The following is a 12,596-nucleotide window of genomic DNA, read 5'->3' as shown; positions in this document are numbered from 1 at the left end:
AAACGGCCTGAATGACACTATTAAAACCCTCGCGTTATTTTGCCTTGGCCGGTTTTCTGCCGGCCGGGGTCGTCTTCTTGATGGTCTCATTCGAATACACGGGTTATTCCGCATTCGCAGTGGCGGCTTCGGTGGTGGCCGCGATCGCAGTCGCAATTTTCAGTTTTGGCGTCCGCGCCTCTCGGGTCGTGTTTGTGCTGATCGCGATCGCATTGGTGCTTTGGGCCGCGCTGACGAATACGGGGTGGGTGGCAGCGACCGCATTAGCGGCGCAGCGTGGTGCGATGGTGATGGCGTTGTTCACCGCCCTGACGGCTATCCGCAATGCCGCCATAAGCGCGCCGGCAATCGTCGAATGCGGGCGTTTCCTTGCACGGCAGCGTTCGGGGTTGCGCTACACCGCACTGACCATCGGCGGGCATCTGTTCGCGCTGGTTCTGCTTTATGGCTCAATATCGTTGCTGGGGACCTTGGCGACCGAAAGTGCGGCGCGCGAGCCAGACCCTGAGATTCGCAGGCAACGCACCCGCCGCATGATGATTGCGATCCAGCGGGGCTTTGCGTCCACCCTGTGTTGGTCGCCCCTGGGGTTTTCGATGATCATCAGCGTGTCCGTCGTGCCGGGTGCAAGCTGGAGTGCTGCTGCTCTGCCGGGGCTGGTCAGTGCGCTGATGATGCTGGTGATCGGATGGGGTCTGGACGCACTTTACAAGCCGCAAGTGAAATCGAATACACGCCCGCCGGAGACAGAGCGATGGGTGACTCAGTTGAGTCCACTGCTGGTGCTGCTGGGTCTTGTACTGGTCGGCGTCGCGTTGTTGCATATCGTCACGGGAGTCGAGGTGATCGGTGCGGTCATGTCGCTGATTCCCGTCATTGCCATTCTGTGGATCGCAATGCAACAACCCCCGGTTGGTTTGACGCGCAGCGTCAACGTCTGGCAGCGCGCTCGGCTGTTCGTCACGCGCGAGCTGCCCAGTTATCGCGGTGAGATCGTTTTGCTGTTCATGGCCGGATTTATCGGCAGTTTGGGGGCATTCCTGTTGGTGCCGCTGGTGCAGGCACAAGGGCTTGATCTGACAACGATCCCACCCTGGATTATCGTCGCCGCGATGGTTTGGATCATCCCCGTTACAGGGCAGCTGGGCATGAACCCAATCCTTGCCGTTTCGCTGCTGGTGCCCATTCTGCCTTCGCCGGAGATTATGGGAATTCCACCTACGGCGATGGTCGTGGCGATCACAGCCGGATGGGCGCTGAGCGGGGCGACCTCACCATTCACCGCTTCCGTCATGCTGGCTGCGTCCTTGGGCGGAGTGTCACCCCTGAGAGCCGGGTTGGGCTGGAACGGGGTGTATGTTCTTGCGGCCGGCGCTGCGCTGACCCTGTGGGCGCTATTGCTTTTCTACATCCTTTGACCCGAGCGCATCACACTCTATGCTGCGACAGCGCTCGACCGCCTCAAGCACGGATATAAACCCAGCCTTCGACTTGTCGCTCGGCCAGGGTGACCACGGCCGCCTCGACCTCAACGAGCCCTCGGGTATTATCAAGCCCTTGGGCAACGAGCGAATTGCGGCACAGTCGCAGCAGCGAGTCGGTCGCGTCAGGGGTGGCCAGGGCGGTTGCGACGGCGGCGCCGTTAGCGATAATCAGCACCTCGGCATCGGGCCGAGCGTTGCGAAGGTTAGCGGCGTTACGCCGGGCGCGAGCCAGTGCCTCGGCCGTCGGCGCATGAAGTAGCACGCGAAGGGGTGTCATGATGATCTCCAGGAGTGATGTCGTGGTCAATGGTGGTCAGTGGTTGCCGATGATTGCTTCGACACGCTGCACCAGCGGCGCGAAGTCGGGGAGGTCACGACGCTCGTCGAGCGGAAGATTAACGCTGAGGGTCTCAACAACCCGAGCGGGCTGACCCTCCTCCTGGTTGCCTAGTATCATCACCCGGTCGGCGAGCAGTACCGCCTCTTCTATGTCGTGGGTGACGAAAACGATGGCGGCCTCGGTGCGTTGGCGCAGGGCGATTAGCTCCTGTTGCAATCGCCGGCGAGTGATGGCATCCAGCGATGCGAAAGGCTCGTCCATAAACAGCACTCTAGGCCGCACGGCCAGTGCCCGCGCAATGCCAACCCGCTGCTGCTGGCCACCCGACAGCGTATGTGGCCACCGATCGGCGTAGGCATCCAGGCCGACCAACGTCAGCGGCTGCATGGCCCGCTCGAGCCGCTCAGCACGCGACAGCCCTAGGCCTTCAAGTCCCAGCTCTACATTGGCGCGCACCCGTCGCCACGGGAACAGTCGCGAGGCCTGGAAAACCATTGACCAGGCGCGAGTGCCATCGTTCTTGCCGGCAGGAATGTCTACCTCGCCGGTCTGCGGGGCGAGTAAGCCGGCAAGCGCTCGAAGCAGGGTTGACTTACCTACTCCTGAGGCGCCCACGACCGCCACGAACTCGCGCGGGTACAGCGCCAGTTCAACACCGGCCAGCACGGTGGTGTGACCAAAACCGAGGCTGAGGTCTCGAGCGTTGAGTACCGGTCCCGCGAAGCTGGCACGTGTAGTTGTCACATTGGGCGGCGTTATAGATGTTGTTACAGATGTCGTCATAGCTATCGTCACGGCTGCCACCTTAACAATCGGCGCTGAATCAGCATGAATAGGAAATCGAACAGCGCATAGAGCCCAGCGATGGTCAGCATGTAAACCACCACGATATCGGTGGCCAGAAGACTAGAGGCCTCCATCATGCGCTGGCCGATGCCGGGAATACCAAACAACTCGGCGGCGACCACGGTCATCCAGCCTTGGCCGAGGCCAGCGCGCAGGCCGCCCAATATGCCGGGGGCGGCCGCCGGCAAGTTGACCTTGGTGAGGCGGGAAAGGAAGCGCCGCTGGCCGAAGGCCTGGGCCACCTCGTCAAAACTGGGATCAATCGAATGCACCGCACTGTAGCTGGCGAAGTAGTTGATCCAGAACACCCCAATACTGATGATGAACGCAGCCGCCGAAGGGTTGATGCCAAACCAGATGATCGCGAAGGGTATCCACGCCAGCGGCGGGATCGGCCGCAGCAGGCGGGCCAGCCAGGCATGCAGCGCATCAAAGCGTGGCAGCAGTGCTGCCGCAACGCCAACGGTAATGCCCAAGCTGGAGCCAAGAAGTAACCCCACGCTGTAGTGCACAAGGCTTGAACGGACTACGTCCAGCCAGATACCGTCGATCAGCTCGTACCAGAAAACCTGCGGAATCGAGGATGGTAACGGTACCAGGCTGCCTGGCAGCAGACCACTACGCAGAGCCAGTTCCCACAGCAACACGAAGGCAACAAGGCCCGCGGCGCTCAATAGGCTACGCCGGGAACGCGTCATGGTAGGGCTCATTGCGCGGACAGCTCCTTGCTTACCTCGTCGAAGAGTCTCGTGTCGAACAAAGCGTCAAGATCCACTTCTTTGCGCAGGGTGCCCTGGCTCAGTTGGAAGTCGTGCATGCGACGCGTGCCTTCGCGAATGGCGTGAGGGTCGCTGATGTAGTTGGATGACGGCGAACCCAGCGCGGCCTCAACGGTGGCCAGGTCGATCAGCCGGCGGCCGACGAACTCGCGCACATGAGGCGCGGCGCGCTTGGGTTCATTCAGCAGTATGTCGGTGGCCCGCAAATGAAGTGCCATCAGCTTACGCATCGCCTCGGGGTGTTCCGCCAGGGTAGCCTCACGGGCGGCCAACACGGCACCCGGCTGGCCCGGCAACATTTCGGCGGCACGCACGACCACGCGTGCGCTAGCATCGCGTTCCTGAACCGTGGTGAGAATAGGTTCCAGAATCGAGGCGGCATCCACCGCACCGGCCAGTAGTACTTGCTGTACGCGGTCGGCGCCCATGCCGATAACTTCCACTGCATCCAGGCCAACGCCCAGCTGTTCAATCAGCCAGTAGCGCAGTACGGTGTTCGGCACCGAACCCTGGGGGAAGGTGGCAATCTTGGGCTTGCGACCCTGCTCTTCGGTGAAACGGGCGATGGCTTGGGCGGCATCGTTGTTTTCGAAGGCCACAGCGAAGTCGCCGCGTGCAACTAGGCCGATTTGCTCTTGAATGCTTGCAGCTAACACTTTGATAGGCACGCCGTTGGCACGCGCAACCATTGCCGGACCAATCCCGAAATACATGACGTCCAACTCGCCGGAGGCCAACGCTTGAACCATAGCCGAACCGCTTGTGAAACGGGTCAGTTCCAGATCCAGGCCCGCCTCCTTGGTCCAGCCCTCGCCCTCCATAACGAACAGCTGCGCGACGGGCAGGATCGGCATGTATCCCACTTCAAGAGTGGTAATGTGTTCGTCGGCCTGGGTCAGGCCGGAGAAAGTCAGCAGACCGGCGAACAGGGCTGCTAAAGGAAAGCGAGGTGACATGGCAAGATGAACTCTGTTGAGAAACATTAGCGCTTAGTCTAACGTTTTTTCACATATAACTGAATCGAATTTTAGATTTAATTATTATAACTATATTATAAAAATCGAATGCAGTCGTTTCAACAATAACTGCTATCGGCTTCATCACCCGTCATGGCAGCTTATGCGCTTTGAGAAAAGCCGCAGGTGCTCTTTGATAAGGTTTTTCATGTCACAACTCAAACGCCAGCGCAGATAGTAGAGTCACGGCAGGTTGCCACGCAGACTGATCGCCACGTTATGGATGTTCCCGCCCTTGGGCGCCGCACAGCCTGGAAATCAATCCAAACGTTACTTTTGCTGTCGCTATTTTTCGGTGATGCTTACCCGATAGCGTGCAAAAGATAAGCCTATTTAAGGACTCTCAATGGCCATTAAGAAAAACGAACTTTATCAGGAACTGCGCCGTTTCGAGGGGCAATAACGGGCCCGACAAACTGTCTCCAAGGTTAACTACGGCATCGACGCCGCGGCGTTTGATGTCTCGCACAAACGCCTTAAGTGCGGGTAAGTTTCCATGAATGTCTGAAATAACGGCAATACGCATAGAGTGAACTTTCACGATAACTATAAGAAAACATCCTAAAAGACGTAATTTTTGGCCACTTACGCCAACAGTCGCTGCCAAGCCAAGCCAAGCCAAGCCAAGCCAAGCCTTATCCTGCCTAGCTGATGCGCACCGATGTATTGTCGTTATTGGCCAATATGCGAGATTCGTGAATGGCTGAAGTCGCCCCGAAGCAGTCAATTCGTGCAGATTAATGTTTAGTTATATTCGCCAAATCGTTCTTGTAAGAGCGGAGCATACGCATGCCATCAAGCGATGGTCTCGACCACACCGCCATCAACCCGAAGTGCCGCGCCAGTGGTGGCCGAAGCTTGGGGAGAAGCGGTGTAGACGACCAGATTCGCCACCTCTTCTACGGTCGCTGCGCGCTGGATGATCGAACTGGGACGATGCTTCATCACAAAGGCGGCCGCCGTCTCTTCCATCGACAGGCCCGATGCCTTCTGCTCTTCTTTCAGCATGGCTTCGAGGCCATCCGACAAGGTTGGACCGGGCAGAATGGCGTTGACAGTCACGCCCGTGCCCGCAACACGCTTGGCCAGCCCGCGTGAGATCGAAAGGAGTGCTGTCTTGGTGAAGCCGTAGTGGATCATGTCGGCGGGAATGTTCAGCGCCGACTCCGAGGATAGAAACAGTACGCGGCCCCAATGACGTTGCGTCATGCCAGGCAGGTAAGCGCGCGACAGCCGCACCCCCGACATGACATTGACCTCAAAAAATCGACTCCATTCGTCATCAGGAATCTCGAAGAAATCCTGCGGCCCGTAGATGCCGACGTTGTTGACCAGAATGTCGGCCGACGGTTGTGCCGCCACCAGTATCCCGCAGCCCTCGGCAGAGCCAACATCGGCCGCAACGCCGCGAATGTTGGCTTGCGCAACTTCCGACATCAGTTTGGCGACGGCACGTTCGACAGCGGCGGTTGTGCGGCCGTTCACTATTACTGCAGCACCCGCTTGGGCCAGTCCTTTGGCGATGGCATAGCCGATACCAGCGGTGGAGCCGGTGACGATGGCAGTTTTTCCGGAGAGGTCAATTTTCATGAGGAGAATCCTTTTGTGATGGAGATAAGAGGTGCGCGTAATTAGCCTGGAAAAGCGTGTCCAGATCGATGGCGTCAGCCATCGCCTTGTTGCCGCGATCACCTGGATGCAGGTGATCGCCCGAGTCGAATTCAGGCTTCAAACGGGCCGGATGCGCCGGGTCTCTGGCCAGCGCGTCGAAGTCAATCACTGCATCGAATTCGCCACTGTTGCGTATCCATGTGTTGATTTGCTGGCGCAGCTGGTCCTTGTCCGCGTGGTAGTAATTGTCCAGCGGCGTGTCCGGCAATGCGCCCTCGAACGGCGTCAGCGTCGCGCCGGCGACCCGCACGCCATGGGTGTGCGCACGCGCGATGAGCTGGCGATAGCCGGCGATCAGCGCGTCGACCGACGGCCTGATGCCTTGAGGATCGAACGCCGTGCCTGGCCAACTGATGTCGTTGATGCCGAGGAGGACCACGACCGTCTTGACCCGCAGCAGACTCAACACGTCCCGGTCAAAGCGCGCCAATGCATTGACGCCCATGCGGTCGCCGAGCAGGCGGGCGCCAGAAATACCGGCATTGAGTACCGCCACGTTTCTCGATACCAAACGTGCGGCAAGAAAATCGGGCCAGCGCGCATTGGCATTGATGGTTGCGCCATTGCCGTCGGTGATCGAGTCGCCGATCACGACCACCGTGCTGGCAGGTGTGGCAGTTTCGACCTGAATTCCGCGCAGGAAGATGCGCGCACCTGTGGTGGTATCTGTCTCGATATGTTTGGCCGCGACCTGATTACCCTTCACCAGATAGGCCGTCTGGCGACCATCCCAATGAAAGGTGGTGGCCTGCGTTTTGTTCGGCAGGAAGACGCTGACCGCCACATTAGCTAAAGGTGCGACTGTCAGATCGACCGGATCGCTCATCAGCGGCGCGCCCGGCGGTACGATGGCAGAGGTTTTGCCGCCGAAAGTGATGGGCCGATCCGTGCCGGCAACAATCGCCGACCCGGCATCGGCCAACGCGACATGCGCGGCGCCGATAACCAGCGGCTGGCTGCCATACTCGTTGGACAGCACGATGCGGATACGCTTGCCGCCGAGACTGATACGGGTCACCTGCCGAATGGTCTGATCCTGCAGCGTGGCTGGAATGTTGGTGGGGAAAGCGAAGTCCGGTCCCCAAATCGGTTGCGGGCTGGCCATCCAGGTGCCAATCCAGGCGCTGGGTTCGGCCGCGCTCACGGCAGAGGGCACGGCCAGCGAGGTCGCCAGCGTGACTGCCATGAATCGATGGAGCCAGGCCAGGCGGCGGGCATAGGGGCGAGTATTAAGGTTCGTTGTCATGGTGAGTCCTTGTCTTCAGTCAATTGGGTTCATAGAGAGGCTTGCCATCGGCACCCAGACGTTGCCCACGTTCCAGCCGGATGGCAGTCAGAGCCACGCCAAATGCGCACGACGGCACCAGCGCCGCCACCCAAGTAATACGCTGAGTCCGGGGCCGTACGCGATGACGACTCCGTCCAGCCAGGCACCGATGGCACGCCCAGAATATTGGCCAGCGTCAGGCCAGTAAACATGAAGGCGATTGCGGAGGCGCGTTTATCCGGCGCCACCAAACCGGTGGCAACCACAGAACCGACGCCGAAGAAAGTACCGTGGGCGAACGCAGTCAACACGCGGGCGGCCATCAAAAAGCCATAACTTGGCGCCAGCGCACACGCAGCGTTACCCAGAGTGAAAATCACCATCAGGCCCAACAGCAAGGTCTTGCGCGGCCAGCGCCCAGTCATCGCCGTAAGCAGCGGCGCTCCGACAACGACGCCCAGTGCGTAGCCGGAAATTAACCAGCCAGCCGCCTGGATTGAGACGCCAAACTCGGCACCGACTTCCAGTAGCAAACCCATGATGACGAATTCGGTGACACCGATGCCGAAGGCACCGGCGGTTAGTGCATAAAGAGCAATTGGCATCAGTCGAAGTCCTGTGAATTGATCTGCTATCAGAGGATAAATTATGAATTCAAATCAACTTGTGGAGTAGACTGCCTCTAGGAAAAACACTTGTGAGTTCATTTCAATATGGCGCGTCTGGATGTCAATCGATCAGGAGAAATGGATGTCTTCGTCCGCGTAGTCGAACTGGGCGGTTTCTCTGCCGCTGCGCGTGCGTTTCGCATGACGCCATCTGCGGTCAGCAAGCTGGTAGGACGGCTCGAAAGTCGATTAGCGGTACGCTTGCTCAATCGTTCGACCCGACAAGTGCAACTAACCCCCGAGGGCTGTGTGTTTTACGAGCGTAGCGTGCGGGTACTGGCCGATCTGGAAGAAGCGGAGCGCGGCGCTGCGACCAACGATGCGCCGCGCGGGCGGCTATGCGTGAACGCCAATGTGGCGTTTGGCGATCGCTTTTTGCTGCCGCTAGTGCCCGAGTTTTTGAATAAATATCCCGACATCACCCTCGACATTGTGCTGACCGATGAAGTGATCGATATCATCGGGAAGCGCGCGGACGTGGCGGTGCGCGCTGGTCCGCTGAAGAGTTCGAGTTTGCTGGCACGCAAGTTGGGCGAAACGCGGATGGTCATTGTCGGCGCGCCTGCCTACTTTGAGCGCCATGGCGTCCCAACTCAAGTGGCTGACCTTGAGCAGCACAACCGACTGGGCTTCAACTATGCGCGAGCCATGGACGGATGGCCGCTGCTTGACCAAGGCCAAATCATCAATATGACGACGAACGGCAATGCCCAAGTCAGCGATGGCGAAGCACTGCTGCGCCTGGTCCTTGCCGGACTCGGTCTGGCACGGCTCGCAGCATTCCAGGTCAAGGACGACATTGCAGCCGGACGGTTGCTGTCGGTGCTGGAAGCATGTAATCCGGGGGATGTGGAGGAAGTCCATGCGGTCTTCCTCGGGCAAGGCGGTTATCTGCCTTCGCGGGTGCGTGCCCTGCTCGATTTTCTGGTGGAGAAAGTCCACTTCGATTGAAAGTGGATTTACGCTATAAGTAACGCAGGCATCCGTGCCTGCGCCCAGAGCCGTGATGTCGTAGTTGCGGCGCTTTGTAGCTTGCAACCGGCGATGACGGCAACGGCAATGGATGCGGGTGGGAGCTAGTCGAAGTTTCGAGAAATTTCGTCGGAAGTTTTGCCCGACACGTCAGGAAAACTGCGTGAAATCCGGTTTGCGTTTCTCCAAAAATGCGCTGATAGCTTCTTTCGCTTCCGGCGCTGGCAGCATTGCGCGAAAATATTTCCCCTCTTCTGCCATTTTTGCTTCGATCGCTGCTTGCTGACTGCTCTTCATCAAACGCTTGGCGGTACGTATCGAAGAAGCCGGCAAAGCCACCAATTTAGCGGCCTGTTGACGGGCAAACTTCAGCAGTTGATTGAACTGGGGCGATGCTTCATCACAAAGGCGGCCGCCGTCTCCTCCACCGACAGGCATGATGCCTTCTGCGCTTCTGAAAGAAAAACGCACCGCTTAGAGCGATGCGTTTGAAATGAGTGACTGAAGGAAAAATCCTTTTTGATTACAAACCTAAGCGCTCGGTTGCTTCATCCATTGCGGCAGCATTCCAAGGCACGAAGCCAGTCATGCCGATTTTCGAAAGTGCATTTCTGCCAGCTTCGTTTTCCGACAAACCTAACAACAGACTTTTGACTTTTTCTCTATCTGTTTCGCTCAGTTTTTTCGAAGCGAGGAATTGCTTGATTGGAATCGGTTTGGTTTCCGCCGGTTATTGTCGACGGACACCGCGCCATCATCCAGATAGCGCGTCAGCGCTTTCCAGCGTTTAAGACTGTAATCCAGAGCTCTGGCCGTGCCTAAGCCACCCGGCACTTTTTGCCGGTGAGCCAACACTCATTGGTGTAAAGCATCGGAAGTGGGCCGGGCTTTTCATTTCTTATGAGCTGTCGTTTATCCAGTGATAGATCTTTGATTTCTCGCTCGACCTGGTACAACTGGCCAATGTATTCCAAGGCATGTACCTCCAGTTCACTCTGATAGGTCTGGTGCAGGTCATAGAACTTGTGCGGAGCATGGGTCATACAGCCGATTTCGGTGATGCCGTTGCCGAAGCCAACCTTGTAACCCGAGCAATCGTCGCAGACCAGTCTTCCAGGAAGGTGCAAGGAGACACGCCGGCGCCGCCGGGGCTCTGCCAGGGAAGCCCCTGAGCCAGCGCGGCCAACTGCTCATCGGTCAAACGCAGTTGATCGCCGCGTCAGGATTCGCCCCAGTAGAATTTGTCACGATTCACTCGGCGAGCGCAGGGCCAAACACCCAGGCCATCATTAATCGACACTTTCATTCGATTGCCCCGCTTGTTTGCGAACAGCTAAACACAATGAGACCTGGTTGAGTCGAACACCTAAAATGCACTCAATTTTAAAAGGTTTTGTTGAGGCGCAACGCACTTATGAAACTGATCGACCGGCCACTCCTCAACTACTTGCCCGCCGGCTCGGGGGATTTCGGTGCGAATGCTGCTACGCTTTTCTACGAATGGGGTTGTCACCGTCGGTAAATTGATGGGCACAAACGCGTGAGACAGGCTTTTATCTGCTTGCTTCGACTCGTTGACCCAGCGCCGAAGCAAGTTGGCGTTGAGGTCATTATCCAACGCAACACGGAAAACATAAGTTTCAAGACTCTGGCTTTCAGTCACCAGCTAGCTTTTTACCTGTAAGTCTTTTTAGACGGCAAGAACGATTTCAGAGACTAACTCGGCGACATTCTTTACACCAAATTTGTGCATCAGGCTGGCGCGATGCGCCTCTACGGTGCGGTGCGAAATAGATAGTGTGGCGCCAATCTCGCGCGAAGTGAGGCCATTGACAAGATGGTGTGCTACCTCGCGCTCCCGTGAGCTTATACTCACGGAGCGATAGGATCTGTTAGTGATTTTTTCAAAACTCCAGATCATCAAGGAGAAGGGATCTTTAGGTGTGAGTGTCATCCCTTTTGCTCGTGCCCAGAAAATCTCGCAACCCTTAGTCTGCATAAAGCGTTCGTCTTCGTAATAATTGTCGCCGGTTGCAAGCATTCGGTTTTCGCACTTTTCCCCTATTTGCTTGAAATCTGCGGTCGTTGGATAAAGCCGCCGCACTGAATGGTTCAAGACTTCGTCTCGGCTGTAGCCGAACAAGCGTTCAATGGCTTTGTTCGCCTCGACAATATGCCGGTGGCGTACGACGATTTGTGCTACTGGTGATTCCTGAAATCCCAGTGCCGCCGCCTTTTGCGCTACAGATGCATTCATAAACATGAAGTCCTTTACGCAGAGAATTAAGTAAATATACGTATTAAATTAAGTATTTTGACCAATATCATCAAATTTCTCGTGTGGCATTCTTAAGTATAGATTAATGAGGAGAATAGCATGACTACGGGAATATCCATCGTCGGCAGTGGCCACACAAAATTCGGACGTCTTCAAGAGAACCTCGAAGAGCTAATCGTCGCGGCGACGCGTGAGGCTGTTGAAGAGTCCGGCATCAATCCGGCCGATATCGACGCAGTGTTCTTGGGTCATTACAACTCGGGCTTGGTATCAGACGGATTTCCGTCTTCATTGATTCATCAGGCTTATCCTCAGTTACGATTTAAGCCTGCGATGCGGGCGGAAAACGCCTGTGCATCTGGTTCAGCAGCAATCCATGCCGGAATAAACGCAATTCAGGCAGGAAAGGCTCGTACTGTTTTGGTCGTTGGAGCCGAGAAGATGACCCACCGCTCGACCTCTGAGGTGACTGCAGCGTTGGCTGGTGCTGGTTATCAAAACAATTCTGACGAGGCAGCACTGAGTTTTCCGCAAGTGTTTGGCGTAGCAGCGCGCGAATACGAGGCGCGCTATACCAGCCCATTGGACGCGATGGCACGGATCGCGGTCAAGAATCACAAAAATGCGATGGCCAATCCACTGGCTCAGATGCACAAGGAATTTACCTTCGAGCATTGCAGCACGGTGTCCGATTCCAATCCCGCGATTGCGCCGCCGCTGCGGTTGGCTGACTGCTCTCTGATCACCGATGGCGCCGCTGCGATAGTATTGACGACCAACGAGAACTCAAGGAATTTCCCGAGATCAGTGTGTATTCGCGCAGCTACTCACGTCAGTGACTTCTTGCCGATATCGAGTCGTGATTTTCTAGCCTTTGAGGGGCCAGAGCAGGCATTTGCCCAGGCGTTTGAGTCTGCAGGCGTGACACTGGAAAACATCGACTTCGCCGAAGTGCATGACTGTTTCACTATCGCTGAGCTATTGATCTACGAGGCGATGGGGTTGACGCCAAAAGGGCAAGGTGCGAGTGCGCTCGAAGATGGCACAGTTTATCGAGAAGGTGCCTTACCCGTGAACTTGTCTGGGGGGCTTAAGGCTAAAGGTCATCCGGTGGGGGCTACAGGCATTTCGATGTATGTGATGGCTTATCGGCAGCTGACCGACCAGGCCGGAGACATGCAGAAGCCAAGCGCTAGTATGGGATTGGTCTTCAATATGGGGGGGGCAGCAGTGGCCAACTATGCTTCAATTCTAGAAGCGCGGAAGAGTTGATCC

General features: G+C 57.0%; 14 protein-coding genes and 1 pseudogene. 4 read left to right on the top strand and 11 right to left on the bottom strand.

The window, feature by feature from the left end:
* The first annotated feature begins 11 nt into the window (after nucleotides 1–11).
* Nucleotides 12–1,418, top strand: a complete 1,407-nt coding sequence (locus tag MIH18_RS10355; RefSeq protein ID WP_249014491.1) for a hypothetical protein — start codon at nucleotides 12–14, stop codon at nucleotides 1,416–1,418.
* Nucleotides 1,419–1,461: 43 nt separating this feature from the next.
* On the opposite strand, the gene MIH18_RS10350 is transcribed toward MIH18_RS10355, so the two are convergent.
* The 7 genes from MIH18_RS10350 to MIH18_RS10320 form a co-directional block, all read right to left on the bottom strand.
* Nucleotides 1,462–1,761 carry a hypothetical protein gene (locus tag MIH18_RS10350; RefSeq protein WP_249014490.1) on the bottom strand — a complete coding sequence of 100 codons (300 nt, stop codon included), beginning with the start codon at nucleotides 1,759–1,761 and terminating at the stop codon, nucleotides 1,462–1,464.
* 36 nt (nucleotides 1,762–1,797) lie between these two features.
* Entirely contained in the window at nucleotides 1,798–2,568 is a 771-nt protein-coding gene (locus MIH18_RS10345) for an ABC transporter ATP-binding protein (RefSeq protein ID WP_249014489.1), read from the bottom strand.
* 47 nt (nucleotides 2,569–2,615) lie between these two features.
* Entirely contained in the window at nucleotides 2,616–3,380 is a 765-nt protein-coding gene (locus MIH18_RS10340) for an ABC transporter permease (protein WP_249014488.1), read from the bottom strand.
* Nucleotides 3,377–4,405, bottom strand: coding sequence for an ABC transporter substrate-binding protein (locus tag MIH18_RS10335; RefSeq protein WP_249014487.1), 1,029 nt, complete (start codon nucleotides 4,403–4,405; stop codon nucleotides 3,377–3,379). Before MIH18_RS10335 ends, MIH18_RS10340 begins: the two co-directional genes overlap by 4 nt.
* An 855-nt stretch (nucleotides 4,406–5,260) precedes the next feature.
* On the bottom strand, nucleotides 5,261–6,055 hold the full coding sequence (locus MIH18_RS10330; protein ID WP_249007386.1) for an SDR family oxidoreductase: 795 nt from the start codon (nucleotides 6,053–6,055) through the stop codon (nucleotides 5,261–5,263).
* Complete coding sequence (locus MIH18_RS10325; protein ID WP_249014486.1) at nucleotides 6,045–7,382, bottom strand: SGNH/GDSL hydrolase family protein; 1,338 nt, start codon at nucleotides 7,380–7,382, stop codon at nucleotides 6,045–6,047. The genes MIH18_RS10330 and MIH18_RS10325 overlap by 11 nt, the downstream gene beginning before the upstream one ends.
* Nucleotides 7,383–7,411: 29 nt before the next feature.
* Nucleotides 7,412–8,008: an MFS transporter gene (locus MIH18_RS10320; protein WP_249007388.1), complete on the bottom strand. Its 597-nt coding sequence runs from the start codon at nucleotides 8,006–8,008 to the stop codon at nucleotides 7,412–7,414.
* 108 nt (nucleotides 8,009–8,116) lie between these two features.
* Here MIH18_RS10320 and MIH18_RS10315 point away from each other — a divergent pair, with 108 nt between their 5' ends.
* On the top strand, nucleotides 8,117–9,022 hold the full coding sequence (locus MIH18_RS10315; protein WP_249007389.1) for a LysR family transcriptional regulator: 906 nt from the start codon (nucleotides 8,117–8,119) through the stop codon (nucleotides 9,020–9,022).
* 171 nt (nucleotides 9,023–9,193) lie between these two features.
* On the opposite strand, the gene MIH18_RS10310 is transcribed toward MIH18_RS10315, so the two are convergent.
* A complete protein-coding gene (locus MIH18_RS10310; RefSeq protein WP_249007390.1) occupies nucleotides 9,194–9,514 on the bottom strand; it encodes an enoyl-CoA hydratase-related protein in 321 nt (106 codons plus the stop codon).
* 26 nt (nucleotides 9,515–9,540) lie between these two features.
* On the opposite strand from MIH18_RS10310, the gene MIH18_RS10305 reads away from it, so the two are divergent.
* Complete coding sequence (locus MIH18_RS10305) at nucleotides 9,541–9,834, top strand: hypothetical protein (protein ID WP_249009083.1); 294 nt, start codon at nucleotides 9,541–9,543, stop codon at nucleotides 9,832–9,834.
* Here the strand turns inward: MIH18_RS10305 and MIH18_RS10300 are convergent.
* The 3 genes and pseudogenes from MIH18_RS10300 to MIH18_RS10290 all read right to left on the bottom strand — a co-directional run.
* A pseudogene (locus tag MIH18_RS10300) lies at nucleotides 9,776–10,158 on the bottom strand (transposase); the annotation flags it as partial. The gene MIH18_RS10305 and the pseudogene MIH18_RS10300 overlap by 59 nt on opposite strands.
* A gap of 251 nt (nucleotides 10,159–10,409) precedes the next feature.
* A complete protein-coding gene (locus MIH18_RS10295) occupies nucleotides 10,410–10,706 on the bottom strand; it encodes a hypothetical protein (protein ID WP_249007391.1) in 297 nt (98 codons plus the stop codon).
* Between the two features lie 27 nt (nucleotides 10,707–10,733).
* A complete protein-coding gene (locus MIH18_RS10290) occupies nucleotides 10,734–11,300 on the bottom strand; it encodes a LuxR C-terminal-related transcriptional regulator (RefSeq protein WP_249007392.1) in 567 nt (188 codons plus the stop codon).
* A gap of 120 nt (nucleotides 11,301–11,420) precedes the next feature.
* Between MIH18_RS10290 and MIH18_RS10285 the strand changes: the two genes are divergently transcribed.
* Nucleotides 11,421–12,593, top strand: coding sequence for an acetyl-CoA acetyltransferase (locus MIH18_RS10285; RefSeq protein WP_249007393.1), 1,173 nt, complete (start codon nucleotides 11,421–11,423; stop codon nucleotides 12,591–12,593).
* Nucleotides 12,594–12,596 lie beyond the last annotated feature (3 nt).

Origin of the sequence: Marinobacter sp. M3C (assembly GCF_023311895.1) — a bacterium.
Lineage (GTDB): Bacteria > Pseudomonadota > Gammaproteobacteria > Pseudomonadales > Oleiphilaceae > Marinobacter.
This window is presented reverse-complemented; position numbering and strand designations above follow the sequence as displayed.